This window comes from Bacillota bacterium (genome assembly GCA_012837335.1).
Lineage (GTDB): Bacteria > Bacillota > Limnochordia > Darwinibacteriales > DTU012 > DTU012.
The window spans coordinates 1-20,574 of the sequence record DURM01000051.1 but is presented as its reverse complement, the minus strand read 5'-3'; the positions used below and the strand labels follow the sequence as shown (position 1 = coordinate 20,574).

Sequence of the window (20,574 nt, the reverse complement as noted above, 5' to 3'; positions counted from 1 at the left end):
TCGCCCATTAAAGCGGTACGCGAGCTGGGTTCAGAACGTCGTGAGACAGTTCGGTCCCTATCTGTCGCGGGCGCAGGAGATTTGAGAGGATCTGTCCCTAGTACGAGAGGACCGGGATGGACGCACCACTGGAGTACCAGTTGTACCGCCAGGTGCACGGCTGGATAACCAAGTGCGGAACGGATAAGCGCTGAAAGCATCTAAGTGCGAAGCCGACCTCAAGAAGAGATCTCCCACAGTATTAAACTGGTAAGACCCCTCATAGATGATGAGGTAGATAGGCCAGGTGTGTAAGAGCAGCAATGCTTTTAGCTGACTGGTACTAATAGGTCGAGGACTTGACCTATAAAGATTAGAATAGCATCTGTTGTGCAGCTTTGAGAGTGTCCTCCATCAATTTATGGAGAGGAAGACACGAAATCTTCTTGGTGGTAATAGCGGAGGGGATCACCTGTTCCCATCCCGAACACAGTAGTTAAGCCCTCCAGCGGCGATGGTATTGCCACATCTCGTGGTGAGAGAGTAGCTCACTGCCAAGAACTAAATTTGCGGAGTTTCACCAAATGGTGGAACTCTTTTTTTATGCCTAATTTGCAGTGTTTTGCACTTGCACAGGAGATAATTTCATGCTATTATAATACCTGATACCAGTAGGGGGTATATATTGTTTGAAATGGAAAAGGAGTGGACTGTGAATGGTCTCCAATGCTGCTTCATCTTATTCTAACCGCAGAACGTTTATGCTGCAGAAGTACACATGGCCGCTTACTCTGGTAATTGCGGTGGGTGGGCTGTGGTGGCCCCGTTTGGGTCTTTTAGTAATTCCCATTATGCTTACACTGCTGTCGGTCTCATTTTTCCGAGGAAGATTTTGGTGTGGCAATTTCTGCTCGCATGGCAGTCTCTTTGAGTATGTGCTGGGAACAGTTAGCAGGAAGCGTCAAATACCGAAGCTTATCAAATCCCCAGTTGTGGTGTGGGGTTTTCTAGCATTCTTTGGTTATAGTATTGTTCGGCGTTTGATTGCGGTGGCAGCGCTGTGGGGTGAGAGTGGATTTTGGGACCGCCTGGGATTTGTATTTGTGGTCCCCTATCTAATGGTATTGATTGTAGGTGGGATTGCTGCGGTATTAATTCGCCCTAGAACATGGTGCAGCTTTTGTCCCATGGGTACAATGCAGAAACTGTCATACAAACTCGGGCAGCTATCCGGTGCTGCCCGGTTAACTGACCGGAAAGTTACTATTTCCGATTCGGATAAGTGCCGCTCCTGCAGAAAGTGTGCTGTGGTATGTCCGATGGAACTGTCGCCTCATCTCAATTTTTCGGACAAAAACCAATTTGACAGCCTTGACTGCATTCGCTGCGGTAAATGCGTTGCCGCTTGTCCGTTTAAGCTTCTCACAATTGAGAAAGCATCTTAATAAAAAATGAGCTAGGCAGAGGTGCCCAGCTCAAACTAGTCAGCTAGAATACAAGGTCGCAGGCTTCCGGCGGCATCCAGTGAGGAGGTTTATCATGCCATTTGACATTGCATCCGATTGGGTTGGTAATAGGTGTTGTTATTTCTTCTCCAGCAACCAGCTGACTCAGGGCATTATCTAAGTCGTTCACTGTGATTCTGCTGGCATCCTTGGGATTATCAACCCCGCGGCCTGTGTACACGAGCTTCCGCTCTTCGTCAAAGACATAAAAATGAGGTGTGCGTAGTGCTCCGTAGGCCAGAGCTACCTCTTGGCTCTGGTCGCGGAGATAGACCCAGGGGAATTTCTGCTCTTCCATCCGCTTAACCATGTGTTCAAAAGAGTCCTCTGCGTAGGTTTTTTCGCTGTTTGAATTTATTCCCACAAAGACTACACCATGATTCCGGAATTTTTCGGCAGTCCGCCTGGTAACTTCATCGGATCCAACTACATATGGACAGTGATTGCAGGTAAAGAAAATCACGAGATATTTTGCATGATCAAAGTCGCTTAAAGAATAGGTTTTCCCGTCAGTAGCAGGCAAACTGAAATCTGGTGCCTTGTGTCCTAACTCCAGAGTAAACGCCATTATAAAACCCCCTTTTGAATATTGGGCATCACCTTTGCCATTATTATCTCAAATTTTGTGGTAAATGCAAGGACAGGTAGGATAAAATTGATATATTATTGTTGTTTTTTCTTGTTGCGTATTCTGTTCATGCGTGGTATAATTAGAAAAATTTAATAAGAAGGAGAGCTGAGTTGAGTTGAGAAGAGCTAAGATGAGTTTGTACGATTTAGTGTTGGCTGCTCTGTTGTTGGGAATTGGTTTGATTCTGCATGCTGTTTTCCCCGGGATCTTTGCGGGAATGAAACCTGACTTTTCCTTGATTATGCTGTTTGTGATCTTGATGCTGACAGCAGATAAACGTGTCGGGTTTATCGCGGGAATTGCAACGGGAATTATTACTGCGCTGACGACCACCTTTCCGATGGGTGAGATACCGAATGTGATTGATAAGCTGGTAACTACAGCTGCGGTGCTTGCAATGCTGCGGATTGTACCGAAAAAAGTACTAGTACCTGTGGTAGGAGTTGTCGGTACTTTAGTGAGCGGCATTACATTTTTGACTTCCGCAGCAGTAATAGCGGAGCTGCCCGCATCATTTACTTCATTAATGGGTATGGTGGTGCTTCCAGCAGCGGCTATTAATACGGTCGGACTGTTTCTGCTGTATCCGATAGCAGTTAAGTTATACGCTATCAATAAGGCGGGTTCCCGTATTACAACTGCACCTACTGAGAAGTAACACACAGCTTTAATACAAATATTTTAAGCATTGGTAAATCCACTCGGATCTGCCAATGCTTTTTTTAATGAAAAAGGCCCTGTCTGTTTTGAGACAAGGCCTGAGTTAGGTCGGGTAATATTTATTTTTATAGTTTAGCTAAAACGATGAAGTTTAGGATAAACAGTATTGTTGATACCCAGAGAACGGGGTGAATCTCCTTTGCTTCGTTCTTAAATACTTTAACGATGCAGTAGAAGATAAATCCTGCAGCAATACCGTAAGAAATGCTGTAGCAGAGTGCCATGAAGATTCCGGCAAAGAATGCAGGAACAGCATCTTCAAAGTTGGTCCAGTTGATTTCGCTGAATGCGGAAAGCATCATGATACCGACAATAACTAGAGCTGGAGTGGTAGCAGCTGACGGAATTGCGCTGATTACCGGTGCAAAGAATGCGCTGAGTAAGAAGAGGGCTGCAACTACTACACTGGTCAAACCGGTGCGTCCACCTGCTCCGATTCCGGCTGCACTCTCAACATAAGTGGTGGTATTGGATGTACCGAAGATTGCTCCGATGGAAGTTGCTGTAGCGTCAGCAAACAGCGCTTTATCCATTTTTGACTTAAATCCGGTGCTGGTCTCTAAAGCCTGTTGGTCTTCTTCGGAGAAGATTCCGGACTTGCGTCCAGTACCGATGAAAGTACCGATTGTGTCAAATGTGTCTGCTAAGCTGAAAGCGAAGATAGTCATCAGAACCATAGGAATTTTGCTGGCATCGCTGAACAGTGACAGCAATCCTGGGTTGCCGAAAGCAGCGCCAAATGTTTCTGGGAGCTGGGATAAGGCTTCGGAAAAGCTGATGGTGTCGCCAAGTTCAGTTACGCCAAACGGAATTCCCAGAAGTGTGGTAACAATAATACCGATAAAGATTGCCCCAGGAACTTTTCTGATCAGCAGGACAACTGTTAATGCAATTCCGAAGAGCGCAAGTAAAATACTTGCTGAGTTAAGCGAGACAAGTTCCGGAACGCCGGCGCCAAAGTTGAAAAGTCCAATGTTAACAAATCCAAGGTATGCAATGAAGATACCGATTCCACCGCCGATGGCATTTTGTAGGCTTTCTGGAATCGCCTTAATGATCAGTTTGCGGATGCGGGTAACAGTAATGAGAATGTTAATTACACCGCAGAGGAATACCATTGCAAGTGCTTCCTGCCATTTGAAACCGAGTGCAAAAACTACAGTAAAAGTAAAGAATGCGTTTAAGCCCATACCTGGAGCTTGAGCGTATGGTACATTGGCGAACAGACCCATAACCAGAGTGCCGATAATTGAAGCTATGATTGTTGATAGAAATACTGCACCCCACGGCATTCCAGTTTGAGACAAGATGTCTGGATTTACCATGATAATGTAGGCCATGGCAAAGAATGTGGTAAATCCGGCGAGAACTTCAGTACGCACATTTGTACCATTCTCTTTCAGCTTGAAAAAGTTCTCCATTTTGATTCCTCCATTTTTAATATTGCTTATATTCAGGGTTTAGAGACCCCTAAAGCCGAAATAAAAAAGGCAGCTGATGAGTGTTCGTTCAGCTGCCTTAACTTTATTTTTCCAATTTGAGGAAACAAAAAGTTAACGCACAATGAACACTCATAGCGTAGGCAATATAGGTTGCCACGTAGAGACTCTAGCACCAAATTTGCTAGTTTATATGAGCGTGTGCCATTTATATTTTTAATATTAAATTACATACCCACGTTACCACAAAACATGATAGAAGTAAAGAGTTTTTTACACAAGCCCGTTGCGATTAGCGTAAATAGCGGCTTGAGTTCGATCTTCGCATCCTATTTTCGACAAAATATTAGATACATGAGTTTTAACAGTTTTTATTCCAATAAAAAGAGTATCAGCGATTTCCTGATTAGTCTTGCCATTTCCGATCAGCTTCAGTACTTCCAGCTCGCGGTTGGTCAATGACTCATGGGGTTTAGGCTCTCTTCGCATTGATTGCAGCACTTTTACAGCTGCTGCTGGCTCGATAATCGCTTGATTATTAACCGCGCAGCGGATCGCATTGACGATTTCATCTGCTTTTGCAGTTTTCAGAAGATAGCTGATCGCCCCCGCTTCTAAAGCTGGAATAATGAGGGACTCATCAATGAAGCTTGTCAGCACGATTATTTTTATCTGGGGATTTTTACTTAAAATCTGTTTGGCTGCTTCCACTCCGTTTACCGGTTCCATAATTAAATCCATTAATATAACATCGGGAACCTGGGTTTCGCAGAATTTGATCGCAGCTTCCCCGTTTTCTGCTTCGCCAATAATAGTAATATCTGCTTCTGTTTCCAAGTAGGAGATTAATCCCAGCCGCACCATTTCATGATCATCAACCACCAGAACTTTAATGGTATCTTTTCTCAACTTTCCACCTGCTTTCTGATTGGAATTCTGATTTCCAGTCTGGTTCCTCTGCCGGGAATTGTAATCCACTCTGCTGTTCCGCCCAGCTGGTGAGCTCTTTCTTTGATGGTGCGAATACCATAAGAAGTGTGATGAATATCTGCTTCACTGAAACCTACTCCATCATCTTCGATGGTTAAGCGAACTCGGCGCCCACTGTCAAGACTTTCGAGTTTAATTTGCACCTGAGACGCCTGAGAATGTCTAAGCACATTAGCCAGTCCTTCCTGGAGAATCCGGTATAAGTGATTCTCAATGTGCGGCGGTAAATCGATGTCAGCAAGTTCTAGATGGCATTTTATAGGCATTTTTGCGGTCAGTTCATCTGCTAAGGAGCGGGCCGCATCGGCCAGATTTAGCTCTTCGAGGGTTTGCGGCCTAAGCTGGAGAAGGAGAGCTCTCATTTCAGCTTGGGCTTTTACAGCGGATTTTTCAATATGTCGGAGCAGTTCGGCGGCCCGCTGCGGATTCTGCTCGAAGATCTTGGCTGCGGAAGCGCTGGTTAGAGAAATTGCAAACAGCTGCTGGCTGACTGCATCGTGCAGCTCTTGAGCCAATCGCTGGCGTTCTTCGGTAACAGCCAGTGAACGAGCCTGCTGAATCAGCGCTTCGTTTTCTTGAGCCAATGTCTGGAGAGAACCTACTTGAGCATCAATGCGGTCGGCCATTTCGTTAAAAGCTGTTGCTATTTCTCCTAAATCGCGATCGTCAATGAAAGGGAGTCGGAAGCTTAGATCGCCATAAGCAAGAGTTTTGACTCCTAAAGTAATCTCATTGATCTTATTGTGGAGACTGCGGGAAAATTGAAAGCCAAAAATAGCACCCGCAACAACTGCGGTCGTGACTGCAGCTAGAACCAGCGTGACCATAGCGCCAGGTTCCAGATTAATGTTGTGGAAATTTAAAGTGACACCTACCATGACCAAGCAGAATGAAACAATTACAGCGCTGCCGAAAGCGTAATATCCGATCCATTTCCAGCGAAAGTTCTGCATTTCACTCGCTCCTTTAACCGATCCGCCGCACGGTGATTTCACCGATTTTCAAGAAAACTCTTAAATTTAACTTCCGCTCTGCTTCATCATAGTCTGGAGTTTTTAATTCGAGACTTCTTGCGATCCCTTCAGCTCCGTGGTCTAAAACGCGGATTTCGCCAATGCCTATATTGCTTTTTACATTTAGAGGCAGATCGTGAGGAATATAAATTGTGATATCGCCGATAGAACCGTTTATATCGAAGAAAATCTCTTTGTTAGGAACCACCGCCTTGGTCAGATCCAGCTTTACATCTCCAATGAAATGGTTAAGGTACAGATCTTCGACATACCAGGCTTCTCCACTGCGGGAAAAGTCGCCGATAATGGGTGAACTACTGCCCGAGCCTCTTTTAGATTTGAGCATGAGCTCCAGGCCAAGGACAATCACCAAGATTGGCCAGACGATGCCCCAGTTAAGAGAAAAACCGGGATAGCCCGAGCGCCGCAGAACCAGATTCAAACCACCGAGGATCAGCACAATTCCTAAAATCAATGAGGATGATTTTTGACCGCGAAAGCGGGAAAAGAGTGCATCCCAAACGATGCGCACACCCCACAGGATCAAGAAAACCGGCCAATAGCGGATTAAAGCCTGCAGGGGTGTAATTGGGATCATACCTAAGTTTGCCAGCAAATAGCCAACTCCGATCAGGATAATTAGAAGCGGTAAGCCTACATTGAATGAGTGATTCATAAAATCCCAGCTCCTTTAAGGACCAAATTCATTATGATTGCAGTTCTTTCCTTCCAGTTTAATTATAACGCTTTCTAGTTAATCTGGGAACGGACCGCGGCAGGGAGTTATCTCGGTCTAAAGTTGGAGCGTATGATTAATAAAATGTAATAAAAGCAAAATTTAGGTAGGGAATATTCAATAAAAGTCGAATAGTAGATATAGATTAAGTAGCAATAATTTACAGATACGCTCCAGCAGATGCAGTGAACTATCGGCAGGAAGGAGGTGCAGTCCGTCTAAAACCTTTGCTTCAATCAAGTAAAGTTGATTACTCGAAGGAGGTTAGAAAAAATGAAACGGACTTTAGCGGTAATACTGCTGGCTAGTTTATTGGTGGGAGTTTTAGCTGTCGGTTCGGCAGCTGAGGAAGAGATCGTTCTTAGAGTTTCATGGTGGGGATCACAGGGAAGACATGATCGGACATTGGCGGTAATTGAATTGTTCGAATCCAAGTATCCTCACATTACAATCGAACCTGAGTTTGCAGGCTGGGAAAACTACTGGGAAAGAATTGCAGCACAAGCTGCGGGAAGAAACCTTCCTGATGTGTTCCAGCAGGATATGCAGTATCTAGATTTATACGGCAGCCGCGGCATGCTGCTGGATTTAGGTCCATATGTTGAAAGCGGCGCGATTGATACTACCCACATTTCTGATTCCGAGCTTGCTGGCGGTATGCTCAACGGCAAACTGCTGGCTATCAACCTCGGCAGTAATGCGATGGTAGGAATTTATGATCCCGAACTGTTTGCGCAGGCAGGTATCGAACCTCCGGGACCGGAGTGGACATGGGATGATTATCTCGAGCTCGGCCGCACAGTTGTTGACAAGCTGGGCATCCACTGGGCAACTCAGTTCCCCGGCAACTTCTTCCATGCCTTCCATCATGTGCTGAGACAGCATGGCTATCCGTTTTATGCGCCGGATGGCTCCGGTTTAGGCTGGGATGATGATAAGCTTCTCGAAGATTTCTTAGCACTTGAGCTGCAGCTGTACAAAGAAGGTGTCTTTGCTTCGCCGGCTCTGCGCGATGAAATCTCATCGGTAGAAGAGGATCTGCTGGTGACCAGACAGGCTGCTACAGCATGGGCATGGAGCAACCAAATTGTTGCGATGAGCTTGGCAGCGGATCGTCCGCTAGGATTGATCACTCTGCCGAAGGCTAAAGACCAAGTAAAAGAAGGTCTCTATATTAAGCCGAGTATGTTCTTCTCGGTTGCTGAATCATCGCCGCATAAAGATGCAGCAGTTCTGTTTATCGACTTCTTCACCAATGATGTTGAAGCGAATAAGATTTTAATGGCTGAGCGGGGAGTTCCGATTTCATCTGCTGTGAGAGAAGCCCTGCAGCCATATCTGACTGAAGTGCAGGTTCAGATGTTTGAGTACTTAGACTTAGCAAGTCAGCACAGCAGTGCGATTGATCCTCCGGAACCGGCAGGACATCCGGAAGTTAACCGCACTCTCGATGACCTGCAGAGCATGGTGCTGCACGAAGAAATTACACCAGCTGAAGCAGCTAAGCGATTCAGACAAGAAGCAACACGCATTCTGCGGACTAGATAAGCAGCAGCTCCCACAAAGGAAATTTTCCTTTGTGGGAGTTCCTGAAATGATAAGGGAGGCGAGCCAATTGAAAAAACCTGGGCTGTTCACAAGGATAGTGCGCTCCGATCATTTTGCAGGTTATGTGTTTATTGCACCCTGGTTGCTCGGATTTCTAGTAATAACCATTTTTCCGATCTTATTATCTCTATATCTTTCGTTTACTAAATACGACATTTTATCCTCACCCCGGTGGATCGGGTTGATGAATTATGAAACGATGTTCCAATATGATTATCTGTTTCCCGAGTCGCTGAAGGTAACTTTTAAATATGCTTTTACCTCAGTGCCGCTGCGGCTGCTTTTTGCTCTGTTCCTAGCTGTTCTTTTATCGCAAAACCGCAAGGGTGTCGGGATTTACCGCACTATTTACTATGTGCCTTCCGTTTTCGGCGGCAGTGTGGCAGTTGCAGTTATGTGGCGTCAGCTGTTCGGTGTTAATGGCGCGTTAAACTCAATCCTGACATCGGTTGGTGTAATCGATCAAAATGTGGGGTGGCTTACCGGGCCCAACACTGCCTTGTGGACACTGGTAGCTTTGGCAGTTTGGCAGTTTGGTTCACCAATGCTCATTTTTTTAGCTGGACTAAAGCAGGTGCCATATTCTCTGTATGAGGCGGCGATGATTGATGGAGCCTCGTCCTGGCAGCGGTTTATCCGAATCACTCTACCAATGATTTCTCCGATTATTTTCTTTAATTTTCTGGTTCAGATTATCAATGGATTTATGATGTTCACGCAGGCGTTGATTGTTACTAACGGCGGGCCGCATAACCGCACGCTGCTCTATGTGCTTTATGTGTATCGGAAGGCATTTACCGACTACAGCATGGGTTACGCCTGCGCACTGGCCTGGGTTATGCTGCTTATTGTCGGTGTGCTTACTGCAATTATCTTTAAGACATCATCATATTGGGTCTTTTATGAGACCAGGGGGGATGAGAGATGAGCCGCAAAACTAAACAGCGCATTAGGACTGTATGCTATCATTTGTTTACAATAGCCTTAGCGGCACTGGTGTTTTATCCGGTCCTGTGGTTGATCGCCAGCTCTTTAAAGCCGCAGTCAGAAATATTTGCGCAAGCCCATTCTCTCATCCCCAGTGAGTTTCGATGGGAGAATTACCTGCAGGGTTGGAAGGGATTCGGACGCACCACTTTTGCCACCTTTTTCCGCAATTCATTCATCATCACGATTGCCTCTACTATTGGGCAGGTAGCCAGCTCTGCTTTGGTGGCCTATGGATTTGCGCGGATCAACTTTTTTGGCAAAAAGTTTTTGTTCGCCTGTGTAATACTGACAATGCTGATTCCGGCTCAGATCCTGATGATTCCCCAGTATCTGCTGTTCAATTATTTCGGTTGGGTTAATACTTGGAAACCACTGATTATTCCCTCTTTTTTTGGAGTTCCGTTTTTCATCTTTTTGATTATCCAGTTCATCCGCGGTATTCCGTATGAGCTGGATGAATCAGCTAAAATCGATGGCTGCGGCCGGTTTGGAATTTTCTTCCGGATAATCCTGCCAAATATTGTTCCGGCTCTGGTTACAGCCACAATCTTTGCTTTCTACTGGAAATGGGAAGACTTTATGGGACCACTGATTTACCTGCAGTCTGCTGAATTATATCCGGTTTCACTGGCATTGCGGCTGTTTTCTGACCCCGCTGCAGTAACTAACTGGGGGGCAATGTTTGCGATGTCGGTAGCATCATTGGTTCCGGTTTTTATCATTTTTGTGATGTTCCAGAAATATCTGGTGGAAGGTATTTCGACTACTGGTTTGAAAGGATAAGCTTCATAAGAGATCAGAGCTTCTCTGTACCTGAGAAGCTCTGAACACTCACTCAATGTCAAGCGTTATATCGATTTCTCCATCTGATTGTCCCCGATTCATATCTAATACCCCAAGTGCTACATTAGCCAAACCAAAACCCAGCAGCCCCGGAGCGAACTTGCTGTTCCTGCTTCTGCGCATAAGGCTGTAGCCTATTCCGGAAGCTGCGGCACCGAGCGCAGTTACAACGATATTAGTAGTATTGGGTTTCATGCTATCCCTCCTAAATCTAGTTTACCCTCGATTTATTGGAAAACTTGTGGAGTTATCAGGCTGTCCAGCCAAAAGCAGGATATATAATATTTTTCAAGAAGGATAACAAAATGTGGACCTACACACACAGCGGCACAGCTGAATATCCTGTAGTGGGGTGATAGATTTGCTGTGTGATTTATGTGGAAAGGATTATGACAGCAGGGGAATAGAAATAAACAAGATCCATATCTGCAGTGAGTGTGAGCAGAAGATAATAACGACCGGCGCGTTGGATCCTGATTATCCTCTTTGGATCGAGCGGGTTAAAACGATTTGGGATCAGGTTGCACTGATGCCAAGCCCCCACTATGAGTAGTAAAATCTGCAGCCGCTCCTGATCAGGTTCGGGTCAGGAGTTTTCGTGTTTTGACCGCCGGGACAAGCAGGAAGAAAGAGGAACCGCAGAGTTGGCGCCGAATTTTAACTAGAAGAGGTTTTTTGATGAATCAAGGAGTTTTCATTACGTTTGAAGGTATAGATGGGGTGGGTAAGTCCACCCAGTTAGATTTGCTGTATAGTAAGTGTCTGGAGTTAGGTTATTCACCGGTTCGGACAAGAGAGCCGGGAGGAACTGAGCTCGGCAAGCGGATCCGCCAGCTGCTTTTGGATCCTGCTTCAGGTGAAATCAGCGCTCAAGCAGAGATGCTGCTGTACGCTGCTGACCGTGCTCAGCACGTGGCGCAGGTAATTAAACCGGCGCTTGAGGCCGGCAAGATCGTTTTGTGTGATCGCTACATGGACTCAACGTTGGCATATCAGGGCTATGGTTTAGATCGGGATGTGTCTCTGATTCGTCAGGTCAATTGCTGGGCAGTAGATGGCCTTATGCCCCAGATCACATTTTGTCTGGATCATGACCCCCAGATTGTGCTCAAACGCACTCGTGGTGACCGGATCGAACAGCGAAACCTCGAATACTATCAGAAAGTGAGGATGGGTTATCATAAAATTGCTGAGCAGGAGCCGGATCGGTTTTTCCTGATCGATGCCAGCGACACAATTGAACAGGTTTTTGACACGATATGGGATATTATTGCAAGGAGGGGTATTCTGTGAAGCTTGTGATTACGATTATCCAAGATACTGAAGTAACACAGATGCTGAACAGATTAACCGATAACGGTTTCAGCGCGACAAAGCTGGCAAGCACCGGAGGATTTCTGAAGGCCGGTAATACTACACTGCTTATCGGAGTTGAAGATCATAAATTAGAAAAAGTTCTAGAGCTGTTAAAAGGAGCAGCTGTGTTTGTCCTGAACGTAGAACGCTTTGAGAGGATTTAGTCTTGGAGGTATTCCATGAAAATTAGTGAGCGGCGCACCCGCGAACAATTTATTAAAGGAAAAAAAGACAGCCGGCGGCTGAACGTTGTTCACAGCCCGTTTTTAGAAACGCTCCAAGAGAAAAATGAAGAAAAGATCGATTTGGATCTAGCATTGGAGAATATAGATAAGTTAGGGAAGCAGCTGCGGGACAAACCGACGCTGATCAACTTGAAGAATTACAAAACCGCAGTGCGGGCATTCCTGCAGGAAGCAGTAAAAACCGCGTATGCTGTTACTGAACAGCGGTTTGTTGATCGGTTCGGACGCAGGAGAATGTTCCTGCTTGTAGCTAAAGTGGACGAGAAGCTGGAAGAATTAACGCGGATGGTATTGAATCAGCAGGATAATGCTTTAAATTTGGCAGCTAAGTTGGATGAGATTCGCGGTCTGCTGCTGGATATAAATTCCTAGTGTAGGTGAGACTGGTGCGGTTAGCAGATATAATCGAACAAAAAACAGCAGTCCAAACTCTAAAGCGCGCAGTTGAGTTAGAGCAAACAGCTCATGCTTACCTATTTCATGGGGACAGGGGAATCGGAAAAACGACGACTGCGGTTAGTTTTGCTAAGCAGATCCTCTGCGAAAACAGAACTGCCTGCGGCAGCTGTCCCGAATGTTTGAAATTCGAGCGCAGGAACCATCCCGGCGTGCGGGTGTTAGAACCAGTGGGTACTGCGATCAAAATAGAGCAGATTCGCGAACTGCAGGAGCAAGTGCATTACTCGCATGAGCACTACCTAGTTTGGATTATCAGAGATGCTCATAAGATGACAGTGCAGGCTGCTAACAGTTTTCTCAAACTGCTGGAAGAACCTCCGGCACAGACAGTTTTTGTATTAATCACAGACAATCTGCAGCAGATTCTGCCAACAATTAAATCTCGCTGCCAGCTGATTAGTTTCAGGCGCTTAAGCGATGAGGCTGTTGCCGGCGCACTTCGCAGCAGAATTGATGCAGCCAATGTCAGTGATGAAACAATAAATTTAATTACTAAAATGGCTCACGGTTCTATTGGCAGAGCGCTGGAATTATGGGATAGTCCACTGCTTAAACGGCGCAAGTGGGTAATTGAGCAGCTGATTCAACTGCCGCAGATGAGCATTCCCGAGGTATTGGGACTGAGCTACCGCTGGGATGAAAACCGCGAGGTAGTTGATGTTGATCTAACATTGATGCTGCATTGGTATCGTGATCTCTGGTGCTTAAAGCAGGGTTTGGATGATCATATCTATAACTTGGATTACCTGAATGAATTATCAGTGATTTGCCAAAAATATAGTTTGTCAGCGCTGCAGGAGATTACAGCGCAGATTATTGATATGTCAGCGAAGTTGGAACGCAATGTTCGCATCAGATTTTTAATGGGAAATTTGTTACTTCAAATAAGAAAAGGAGTATTAGCATAGATGGTTAAAGTCGTTGGAGTGAGATTTAAGAAGGCGGGGAAAGTGTACTATTTTGATCCCGGTGATTTAGATATACAAGTAGGACAGCATGTTATTGTGGAGACTGCGCGGGGAACCGAGTACGGAGAAGTTGTGGTAGGCATAAAAGAAGTGCAGGAAGAGGATGTAGTTCAGCCTCTGAAACAGGTGATTCGGATTGCCACCGAAGAAGATAATCGCCATATGGAAGAAAACAGGGTGAAGGCAGCTAAAGCTTTTGATGTCGGGCTGGAAAAGATTGAAAAGCACGGCCTCCCCATGAAACTGATTGACTCTGAGTATACCTTCGATGATTCAAAGCTGATTTTTTATTTTACAGCCGATGGACGAGTCGATTTTCGGGAGCTGGTTAAAGATTTAGCCAGTGTGTTTAAGATTAGAATCGAATTAAGACAAATTGGCGTCAGGGATGAAGCTAAGGTAATCGGCGGGCTGGGCCCCTGCGGCAGGTCTTTGTGCTGCTCGACTTTTTTAGGGGATTTTGAGCCGGTCTCGATCCGCATGGCGAAGGAGCAGAACCTATCGCTCAACCCAACCAAGATTTCCGGAATCTGCGGACGCTTAATGTGCTGTCTTAAGTACGAAGCCGATGTTTATAAGGAAGCGAAAGAGGAGCTGCCCTATAAAGGCTCGATCGTCCAGACTGCTTACGGAGAAGCGGAGGTAACGGATGTTGACCCTTTAGCCGGTCAAGTTACTGTGGAAGTTGATGATGAGTTTTATATTTTGGATAAAGAAGAGGTTGAAGAAGTAGCCCGGAACAAGACAAAGTCCGGCAAAAACTAGTTTTGTATTATACAATCTTGGAGAAAGCACTCGCTTAAAAGTATCTGCGGGTGTTTTCGCTTATTATTTGCTCATTCATGATCAGGAGGGGCAGTATGCTTTATGTTTGCGCTACACCTATCGGTAATTTAGAAGATATTACTCTGCGTGTGCTGAGGATTTTGCAGGAAGTAGATCTAATCGCCGCTGAGGATACCAGACAGACACGCAAGCTGTTAAGCCATTATCAGATCTCGCAGCAGTTGGTATCATTTCATAAATTCAATGAACATGAAAAGGCGGAGCAGATCCTGGAAATGCTTAGGCAGGGCAAGAAGATTGCACTGGTCAGCGATGCCGGAACCCCGGGAATATCTGATCCGGGAGCGGATTTGATAGCTAAAGTTATTGCTGCTGGTCTGCCGCTGACAGTGCTGCCGGGCGCCAATGCCTGCATTACTGCAGTGATTCAGAGCGGACTTCTTACCGGACCTTTTTATTTCCATGGATTTCTGCCGCGGAGGCAGTCGCAGATAGCTGAGGTTTTGGCTAGATTGAAGCTGCTTGCATGTCCACTGGTGTTTTACGAAGCACCACATCGCATTATCGCTTGTCTCGAGGCTTTAAAGGCACATCTTGGCGATCGGCGCTGCTCTGTATCGCGCGAGCTTACTAAAAAGTTTGAAGAAACTAAACGGGGAATGCTGTCAGAGCTGATAGCGTTCTTTAAAGATAATGCACCACGGGGAGAATTTGTGATCGTAGTTGAAGGAGCGGAAGAGGCTTTTGAATCAGAGGAGATAACAGAGGAAAGGATTCAAGCGTGCCTGCGGGAACAGCTTGCCCAGGGATTATCCACCAAGGATGCGGTTAAAACTGCCGCTAAAATCCTCGGTGTTAGAAAAAACGAGGTATATCAACAGGCGCTCGAACTTGAAAAGATTGAAGATTAGGGAGAGCTGCCTCTCCCTAGGTATTATCTCTGCGAAATTTTAATCAGATTTCTCAGAGTATCGCCCCTCAGTCCGGCGCGGGTGGATTCGAGACTGAGCACATCCTCGGGCTGAACGTTGCCCAAGTTTACATTCGGCCCGATTTTTGTAAGCAGATAGTTATGCTGGGAAGTTTGTGGTGCTTCAAAGATAATCTTATCGATATCACCGATGCCGCTGATCAAAACACCTAAGAGTTCGCCGCGGATCTTTCCGTCTTCATCATAAATTCCCACGCCTTTTCCTGAATCCCGCCCTTCGATAATAACTTTTTCCGCACCGTTTTCCAAATCAGCGTTAATCTGCAGGATGGCCGCGTGAGGATCTAGGTGAATGGCCTTGTCTTTCTTGCCTATTTCTGACAGTACTCCGAATCCGCTTTTACGAGCTTGGCGGATATATCGAACCCGCTGATCCGGAGTTAAATCGATCGTGCCTTCAGAAACCTCCACATAAGTAAACCCGAGGTCAGCGGCGCGCTGCAAAAACTGGGGCATCTTATTTTGAAATGCGGCAATCTCGAACAGCGTACCGCCTGGATAAATGTGGATCCCATAAGACTTTACCAACTCAATTTTTTTCCTCAAGAGTTCAGTGGTATACAGTGCTGAGCTGCCAAAAGCAATCTTGATAAAATCGATATAATCTGCCGTCATGTCTAACAGGTCTTTGGTGGTGTTTAACCCCAAACCTTTATCAATTACCATGGTAATGCCGCTGGTGCGTGGTTTTTGGATGCGGTTCTGCTCCGGCATATCTACAGCCAAATCCCAAGCTAAGTTAAAATTTGGATTCATGGCATTCTCCCCTTCAGAGACAATTAGCTCTATTATCCTATTCCTGTCTTTGGGGAGTTGTGATTAGGAATGCAGCAGCTGCGGCTGCAGCAGTTATAACCGCAGCGCCAATAAACATCGTCCACCTACCGTGCTGAACAGCAAGCCCGAACAGCGGTGGACCGATGGCTACACCAAAAAAACGAACAGTGCCGTAGAGACTAGTAACAATTCCTCTTTTATCAGCTTTTGTCGCTCCGGTGATAATCGCATTAACCGGTGGCAGGACTGCTCCGATGCAGACTCCCAAAAGCAGCAGCATCAGCATGAATGGATAGATCTTAGTAAATAAAGCGGTAAGAAGGAGGACTGCAGTAACACCGGTGGTTCCGGCAATGATGGCCGCCTTGGACCACTGGGGCTGCTTTGTCAGCCACATGCCGCTTAGGTATGAAGTCACAGCCATGGCTGTGACAGGTATGGCTAGAACAAAACCCTTTGTTAAACCGTAGATATGGTGTTCGCTTTCAAGAATATCAGAAACCCAGCTCATCACCCCAAAGAGTGTGAACAGCACCACCATCCCACTGAAATAGCTGGCGAGAAGCACTTTTCCTTTTTGTTTAAAAACATCGCACAGTTTCTGCCAGTATTCTTTAAGACTCTCCTTGGTCCGTTCGTGTTTAGGTTCTTTGACCAAAAACCAGACGCCAAGGGCAATCGGGTAGGTGACAATACTGTAAAGAAAGAATGGGGCGTACCAGACAATTCCAGCCACCAGCGCTCCTAGGATTGGGCTGATCACCTTGCCAAGCCCGTTTGAAGCTTCCAGCAGCCCTAAAGCTTTGGTGCGCTCTTCGCTTTGGAAGATGTCTCCGGTCAAAGCCATAGCTAATTGGTAAGTTCCTCCGGCGCCGAGTCCCTGGAGCACTCTTCCAGCCAATAAAATGGGGAATGGATTCTCCAGCAAAAGTGCTGCAAATCCGGATACCAAACCGCCGAATCCATATAAAAACAGAGCCGGTACAATTATAACTTTGCGTCCGAAGCGATCCGATAAAAAACCTGCAAAGGGAATCAGCATTCCCGCCGGCAGGGAAAAAAAGGTAATGATTAATCCCACTTGAAATTGGGTGAGACTCATAGCGTCTTTCATCTGGGGAAACACTGGTATCAGCATCGAGTTTCCCAGCACCATGACAAATGGTACTCCGCATAAAACAGCGAACTGCAGGGCGGTGGATTTTTTCATACGTATGCTCCTTCCTACTCTCTTTAGTATGATTACCGGACATCAAGTTAAACTTGACAAACAATGCCAGTCTGCTATATTAATAGTTAAGTGTTAAAAGAGAAAAGCTGTGAAAGAGATGAGTAGGTTATTGGTGTTCCTTACAGCGAGCTAGGTCTGGTGAAAGCTAGCAGGAGCAGATAGCTGAACATGGCTCTGGAGCTGCCGGCTGAACGTTTAGTAAGCCTGTGTCGGGGGATGCCCGTTACAGCGTCAAGGTATGAACGAAAGCGATTTATTTCGGAGTACCTGTTGAGGTCACTTCCGCGAGGCAGTGATGAAATTGGGTGGTACCACGAGTCTCTCGTCCCATTAGGGATAAGAGATTTTTTTATTGCAACAATACCTAGTACAGGGGGACTGTAAGCATGGGAAAGAACAAGTTTTATATCACGACACCAATTTATTATCCCAGTGATAGACTGCATATTGGGCATGCGTATACTACAACGGTAGCAGACAGCTTGGCTAGATGGCATAAGTTTTTAGGTAAAGAAGTGCGGTTTCTGACCGGCTCTGATGAGCACGGGCAGAAAATTCAGCGCATTGCCAAAGAAAGAGGGGTAACACCCCAGGAGTATGTGGACCGCATTGTGGCAACGTTTAAAGATTTATGGCAGAGGCTGAACATTGAATACGATGACTTTGTCCGCACTACCGAGCCGCGCCACCAGCGTGCAGTTCAGGAAGTATTTCAGCGGGTTTATGACCAGGGAGATATCTATATGAGCAAGTACGAAGGCTGGTACTGCACTCCCTGCGAGACATTTTGGGTTGAGAACAAGCTGGTTGACGGCAATTGTCCGGACTGCGGACGCCCGGTTGAGCTGGTTGAAGAAGAAAGCTACTTCTTTAAGCTGAGCAAATATCAGGATCGGCTTTTAAAGCATATTGAGGAGAATCCTGAATTTATTCAGCCGGAGTCCAGACGCAACGAAATGATTAACTTTATCAAAGAAGGCCTGGAAGATCTATGCGTATCCCGGACTACTTTTGACTGGGGCATACCTGTGCCGGTAAATGAGAAGCATGTAATTTATGTTTGGTTCGATGCCTTGACAAATTACCTGACAGGAGTAGGTTTTCCCGATAACCGGGAGCAGCTTGAACAGTGGTGGCCGGCCGAACTGCATTTAGTTGGTAAGGAAATCATGCGCTTCCACACAATCATCTGGCCGATCATTCTGATGGCACTGGATCTGCCGCTGCCGAAAACTGTTTTTGGCCATGGCTGGCTGCTGTTTGATGATGACAAAATGTCCAAATCAAAGGGCAATGTTGTTGATCCGGTTGCTCTGATCGATGAGTTCGGAGTAGATCCGATTCGGTATTTCCTGTTAAGAGAAATTTCTTTTGGACAGGACGGTAACTTCAGCCGCACCGCGTTGATCGAAAGAACTAATGCGGATTTGGCAAATGATTTAGGCAATCTGCTCAATCGCAGCTTAGCCATGCTGAACCGGTATTTTGACGGGATTATTCCTGCTCCTAATGAGCTGGAAGAAATTGATCAAGCTCTGGTTCAAGCGTCAGAAGAGACTGTCGCCAAAATGATCCAGCTGATTGATAAGTATAAGATCAATGATGCTTTGGCTGTGCTGTGGCAGCTGATCGGCAGGGGCAACAAATACATCGATGAAACTGCACCTTGGGCGCTGGCTAAGGATCCGGAAAAGCAGGAGCGACTTCAGACAGTAATGTACTGTATTTTTGAACTGCAGCGCATTACCGCGTTAGTGCTAAAATCTTTTGTTCCGACCACAAGTGCCAGGATTTGGGAGCAGTTGGGAATCGAAGAGGATCTCAACGCTTTGCTGATCGACGCCGCCCAGTGGGGAGGCCTAAAACCGGGCACAGTAACCAAAAAAGGTGAGCCGATCTTCCCAAGAATTGATATAAAAGCACTTCAGGAAGAGGAAGCTAAGGAAGAAGCGCCTAAGCAGAAAGAAGATAAAGCAGCAGATAAACCGGAGGAAGATAACTTGATTGATATCAGCGATTTCGCAAAAATAGAACTGGTAACCGCCCGCATAGTCAGCGCTGAGAGACATCCAAATGCGGATCGGCTGCTGAAATTAAAAGTTGACACCGGCGGATCAGAGCGGCAGATTGTTGCCGGCATTGCCCAGCATTATCAGCCGGAGGAGTTGATTGGCAAAAATATCGTTATTGTTGCCAACTTGAAGCCGGCGAAGCTTCGGGGCGAGCTGTCTGAAGGTATGCTGTTAGCTGCCAGTTCTGCAGACGGCAAGTTGGAGCTGGTATCTGTTTCAGACCAAATCGTGCCAGGCAGCCGAGTCAAATAGGAGGTTAAAATAGTTGATTGATAGTCATGCGCATCTAAATGATCCGCGTTACGACTCCATCCTAGACGATGTGATTGCTCGCGCCCAAGCCGCGGGAGTAGAGGGGATCATTAACATTGGCTATGATCTGCCCTCTTCTCGCCGGGCGGTGGAGCTGGCGCAGGAGTATGGTTGGATGTATGCTGTTGTGGGTATTCATCCTCACGATGCTGATGGAGCCACGCCGGAGATTATGGTTGAGCTGGAAGCTCTTGCTAAAGAAAAGGGTGTAGTAGCGATTGGGGAAACAGGCTTAGACTACTACTACGATAATTCACCCCGGGATATTCAGCGGAAAGTTTTCCGCGCCCAGCTGGATTTAGCCAGACGGCTGGATCTGCCGGTAGTGATCCACTCCCGTGAGGCTACTCAAGATACACTGGAAATTATCAAGGAAAATCCTGACAACCGCTATCTGCTCCACTGCTACTCACAGAGCTTAGAGTCAGCAAAAATTTATCTGGATCTGGGCTGCTTCATTTCGTTTGCCGGTCCGATTACCTTTAAAAATGCCGATAAGCTGCGGAAAGTAGCAGCAGCTATTCCCCTTGAGAGGCTGCTGATTGAAACTGACTGTCCTTATTTGGCACCGGTTCCTCATCGGGGAAAGACCAACGAACCGGCTTGGGTAAAATTTGTAGCAGAAAAGCTGGCGGAACTGCACAATATATCTTTAGAAGAGCTAATTGAAATCACAACCAACAACACCAGGGAATTTTTTAATCTAAAGTAAGAAAAAGGCTTGACAAATTAGCTGCTACCCTGTAAACTAGTCATTGTGACTGATTTGGAGCCATTAGCTCAGTCGGTAGAGCACCGGACTTTTAATCCGGGTGTCCCGCGTTCGAGTCGCGGATGGCTCACCACGCCCCCATCGTCTAGCGGCCTAGGACACCGCCCTTTCACGGCGAAGGCACCGGTTCAAATCCGGTTGGGGGTGCCAT

The 20,574-nt window shown here is 46.3% G+C and carries 22 protein-coding genes, 2 tRNA genes, 2 rRNA genes, 1 riboswitch and 1 other annotated feature; of the genes, 18 read left to right on the top strand and 8 right to left on the bottom strand.

Annotated elements, in window-relative coordinates; genetic code table 11:
* The 3 genes from GX019_06580 to GX019_06570 form a co-directional block, all read left to right on the top strand.
* Window positions 1-347: ribosomal RNA gene (locus GX019_06580) — 23S ribosomal RNA — on the top strand; the annotation flags it as partial.
* 77 nt (window positions 348-424) lie between these two features.
* Window positions 425-539 (top strand): 5S ribosomal RNA (rrf, locus tag GX019_06575).
* Window positions 540-695: 156 nt separating this feature from the next.
* Window positions 696-1,424 carry a 4Fe-4S binding protein gene (locus GX019_06570; protein HHT36826.1) on the top strand — a complete coding sequence of 243 codons (729 nt, stop codon included), beginning with the start codon at window positions 696-698 and terminating at the stop codon, window positions 1,422-1,424.
* 43 nt (window positions 1,425-1,467) lie between these two features.
* On the opposite strand, the gene GX019_06565 is transcribed toward GX019_06570, so the two are convergent.
* Entirely contained in the window at window positions 1,468-2,052 is a 585-nt protein-coding gene (locus GX019_06565) for a thioredoxin family protein (protein HHT36825.1), read from the bottom strand.
* Between the two features lie 193 nt (window positions 2,053-2,245).
* Here GX019_06565 and GX019_06560 point away from each other — a divergent pair, with 193 nt between their 5' ends.
* Window positions 2,246-2,773, top strand: a complete 528-nt coding sequence (locus GX019_06560) for a tryptophan transporter (protein ID HHT36824.1) — start codon at window positions 2,246-2,248, stop codon at window positions 2,771-2,773.
* 127 nt (window positions 2,774-2,900) lie between these two features.
* Here the strand turns inward: GX019_06560 and GX019_06555 are convergent, their stop codons facing one another.
* The 4 genes from GX019_06555 to GX019_06540 all read right to left on the bottom strand — a co-directional run bounded on the left by GX019_06555 (window position 2,901) and on the right by GX019_06540 (window position 6,953).
* Complete coding sequence (locus GX019_06555) at window positions 2,901-4,256, bottom strand: NCS2 family permease (protein HHT36823.1); 1,356 nt, start codon at window positions 4,254-4,256, stop codon at window positions 2,901-2,903.
* Between the two features lie 133 nt (window positions 4,257-4,389).
* Window positions 4,390-4,491: riboswitch (purine riboswitch) on the bottom strand.
* 56 nt (window positions 4,492-4,547) lie between these two features.
* Window positions 4,548-5,183 (bottom strand): response regulator transcription factor, encoded by a 636-nt coding sequence (locus GX019_06550; GenBank protein HHT36822.1) that lies wholly within the window; start codon window positions 5,181-5,183, stop codon window positions 4,548-4,550.
* A complete protein-coding gene (locus tag GX019_06545; GenBank protein HHT36821.1) occupies window positions 5,180-6,217 on the bottom strand; it encodes a sensor histidine kinase in 1,038 nt (345 codons plus the stop codon). Before GX019_06545 ends, GX019_06550 begins: the two co-directional genes overlap by 4 nt.
* 13 nt (window positions 6,218-6,230) lie before the next feature.
* Window positions 6,231-6,953: a cell wall-active antibiotics response protein gene (locus tag GX019_06540; GenBank protein ID HHT36820.1), complete on the bottom strand. Its 723-nt coding sequence runs from the start codon at window positions 6,951-6,953 to the stop codon at window positions 6,231-6,233.
* A 333-nt stretch (window positions 6,954-7,286) separates the two neighbouring features.
* On the opposite strand from GX019_06540, the gene GX019_06535 reads away from it, so the two are divergent.
* The 3 genes from GX019_06535 to GX019_06525 are packed head-to-tail and all read left to right on the top strand — an operon-like array spanning window position 7,287 to window position 10,394.
* The gene (locus tag GX019_06535; GenBank protein ID HHT36819.1) at window positions 7,287-8,561 is read left to right on the top strand and encodes a carbohydrate ABC transporter substrate-binding protein; all 1,275 of its coding nucleotides are present in this window, start codon (window positions 7,287-7,289) and stop codon (window positions 8,559-8,561) included.
* Between the two features lie 46 nt (window positions 8,562-8,607).
* Window positions 8,608-9,549 (top strand): sugar ABC transporter permease, encoded by a 942-nt coding sequence (locus GX019_06530; protein ID HHT36818.1) that lies wholly within the window; start codon window positions 8,608-8,610, stop codon window positions 9,547-9,549.
* Window positions 9,546-10,394 carry a carbohydrate ABC transporter permease gene (locus GX019_06525; protein ID HHT36817.1) on the top strand — a complete coding sequence of 283 codons (849 nt, stop codon included), beginning with the start codon at window positions 9,546-9,548 and terminating at the stop codon, window positions 10,392-10,394. Before GX019_06530 ends, GX019_06525 begins: the two co-directional genes overlap by 4 nt.
* 48 nt (window positions 10,395-10,442) lie before the next feature.
* Here the strand turns inward: GX019_06525 and GX019_06520 are convergent, their stop codons facing one another.
* On the bottom strand, window positions 10,443-10,649 hold the full coding sequence (locus tag GX019_06520; protein ID HHT36816.1) for a hypothetical protein: 207 nt from the start codon (window positions 10,647-10,649) through the stop codon (window positions 10,443-10,445).
* Window positions 10,650-10,815: 166 nt separating this feature from the next.
* Between GX019_06520 and GX019_06515 the strand changes: the two genes are divergently transcribed.
* The 7 genes from GX019_06515 (at window position 10,816) to rsmI (ending at window position 15,179) form a co-directional block, all read left to right on the top strand.
* A complete protein-coding gene (locus GX019_06515) occupies window positions 10,816-11,007 on the top strand; it encodes a sigma factor G inhibitor Gin (GenBank protein HHT36815.1) in 192 nt (63 codons plus the stop codon).
* 125 nt (window positions 11,008-11,132) lie between these two features.
* Complete coding sequence (tmk, locus tag GX019_06510) at window positions 11,133-11,747, top strand: dTMP kinase (GenBank protein ID HHT36814.1); 615 nt, start codon at window positions 11,133-11,135, stop codon at window positions 11,745-11,747.
* A complete protein-coding gene (locus GX019_06505; GenBank protein HHT36813.1) occupies window positions 11,744-11,974 on the top strand; it encodes a hypothetical protein in 231 nt (76 codons plus the stop codon). The genes tmk and GX019_06505 overlap by 4 nt, the downstream gene beginning before the upstream one ends.
* Before the next feature lie 15 nt (window positions 11,975-11,989).
* Window positions 11,990-12,427 (top strand): YaaR family protein, encoded by a 438-nt coding sequence (locus GX019_06500; protein ID HHT36812.1) that lies wholly within the window; start codon window positions 11,990-11,992, stop codon window positions 12,425-12,427.
* Between the two features lie 5 nt (window positions 12,428-12,432).
* Window positions 12,433-13,422, top strand: a complete 990-nt coding sequence (gene holB, locus GX019_06495; GenBank protein HHT36811.1) for a DNA polymerase III subunit delta' — start codon at window positions 12,433-12,435, stop codon at window positions 13,420-13,422.
* The gene (locus GX019_06490) at window positions 13,423-14,247 is read left to right on the top strand and encodes a stage 0 sporulation family protein (protein ID HHT36810.1); all 825 of its coding nucleotides are present in this window, start codon (window positions 13,423-13,425) and stop codon (window positions 14,245-14,247) included.
* 77 nt (window positions 14,248-14,324) lie between these two features.
* Window positions 14,325-15,179 carry a 16S rRNA (cytidine(1402)-2'-O)-methyltransferase gene (gene rsmI, locus GX019_06485; protein HHT36809.1) on the top strand — a complete coding sequence of 285 codons (855 nt, stop codon included), beginning with the start codon at window positions 14,325-14,327 and terminating at the stop codon, window positions 15,177-15,179.
* A 23-nt stretch (window positions 15,180-15,202) separates the two neighbouring features.
* On the opposite strand, the gene GX019_06480 is transcribed toward rsmI, so the two are convergent.
* Window positions 15,203-16,015, bottom strand: a complete 813-nt coding sequence (locus tag GX019_06480; GenBank protein HHT36808.1) for a phosphosulfolactate synthase — start codon at window positions 16,013-16,015, stop codon at window positions 15,203-15,205.
* A 37-nt stretch (window positions 16,016-16,052) separates the two neighbouring features.
* Window positions 16,053-17,246 (bottom strand): MFS transporter, encoded by a 1,194-nt coding sequence (locus GX019_06475; GenBank protein ID HHT36807.1) that lies wholly within the window; start codon window positions 17,244-17,246, stop codon window positions 16,053-16,055.
* Window positions 17,247-17,346: 100 nt separating this feature from the next.
* Window positions 17,347-17,600: a binding site (T-box leader), on the top strand.
* Between the two features lie 53 nt (window positions 17,601-17,653).
* Between GX019_06475 and metG the strand changes: the two genes are divergently transcribed.
* The 4 genes from metG to GX019_06455 all read left to right on the top strand — a co-directional run bounded on the left by metG (window position 17,654) and on the right by GX019_06455 (window position 20,573).
* On the top strand, window positions 17,654-19,591 hold the full coding sequence (gene metG, locus GX019_06470) for a methionine--tRNA ligase (protein HHT36806.1): 1,938 nt from the start codon (window positions 17,654-17,656) through the stop codon (window positions 19,589-19,591).
* Between the two features lie 13 nt (window positions 19,592-19,604).
* Complete coding sequence (locus GX019_06465; GenBank protein HHT36805.1) at window positions 19,605-20,363, top strand: TatD family hydrolase; 759 nt, start codon at window positions 19,605-19,607, stop codon at window positions 20,361-20,363.
* A 57-nt stretch (window positions 20,364-20,420) separates the two neighbouring features.
* Window positions 20,421-20,496: transfer RNA gene (locus tag GX019_06460), tRNA-Lys, on the top strand.
* A gap of 1 nt (window position 20,497) precedes the next feature.
* A tRNA-Glu gene (locus GX019_06455) sits at window positions 20,498-20,573 on the top strand.
* Window position 20,574: the final 1 nt, after the last annotated feature.

Bases quoted from the DNA above. Each gene is read 5' to 3' on its own strand.
- metG (HHT36806.1), top strand. From the start codon at position 17,654: ATGGGAAAGAACAAGTTTTATATCACGACACCAATTTATTATCCCAGT.
- GX019_06490 (HHT36810.1), top strand. From the start codon at position 13,423: ATGGTTAAAGTCGTTGGAGTGAGATTTAAGAAGGCGGGGAAAGTGTAC.
- tmk (HHT36814.1), top strand. From the start codon at position 11,133: ATGAATCAAGGAGTTTTCATTACGTTTGAAGGTATAGATGGGGTGGGT.
- GX019_06545 (HHT36821.1), bottom strand. From the start codon at position 6,217: ATGCAGAACTTTCGCTGGAAATGGATCGGATATTACGCTTTCGGCAGC.
- GX019_06525 (HHT36817.1), top strand. From the start codon at position 9,546: ATGAGCCGCAAAACTAAACAGCGCATTAGGACTGTATGCTATCATTTG.
- GX019_06540 (HHT36820.1), bottom strand. From the start codon at position 6,953: ATGAATCACTCATTCAATGTAGGCTTACCGCTTCTAATTATCCTGATC.
- GX019_06480 (HHT36808.1), bottom strand. From the start codon at position 16,015: ATGAATCCAAATTTTAACTTAGCTTGGGATTTGGCTGTAGATATGCCG.
- GX019_06555 (HHT36823.1), bottom strand. From the start codon at position 4,256: ATGGAGAACTTTTTCAAGCTGAAAGAGAATGGTACAAATGTGCGTACT.
- GX019_06560 (HHT36824.1), top strand. From the start codon at position 2,246: ATGAGTTTGTACGATTTAGTGTTGGCTGCTCTGTTGTTGGGAATTGGT.
- GX019_06535 (HHT36819.1), top strand. From the start codon at position 7,287: ATGAAACGGACTTTAGCGGTAATACTGCTGGCTAGTTTATTGGTGGGA.
- GX019_06500 (HHT36812.1), top strand. From the start codon at position 11,990: ATGAAAATTAGTGAGCGGCGCACCCGCGAACAATTTATTAAAGGAAAA.
- GX019_06570 (HHT36826.1), top strand. From the start codon at position 696: ATGGTCTCCAATGCTGCTTCATCTTATTCTAACCGCAGAACGTTTATG.
- rsmI (HHT36809.1), top strand. From the start codon at position 14,325: ATGATCAGGAGGGGCAGTATGCTTTATGTTTGCGCTACACCTATCGGT.
- GX019_06520 (HHT36816.1), bottom strand. From the start codon at position 10,649: ATGAAACCCAATACTACTAATATCGTTGTAACTGCGCTCGGTGCCGCA.
- GX019_06565 (HHT36825.1), bottom strand. From the start codon at position 2,052: ATGGCGTTTACTCTGGAGTTAGGACACAAGGCACCAGATTTCAGTTTG.
- GX019_06475 (HHT36807.1), bottom strand. From the start codon at position 17,246: ATGAAAAAATCCACCGCCCTGCAGTTCGCTGTTTTATGCGGAGTACCA.
- GX019_06530 (HHT36818.1), top strand. From the start codon at position 8,608: ATGATAAGGGAGGCGAGCCAATTGAAAAAACCTGGGCTGTTCACAAGG.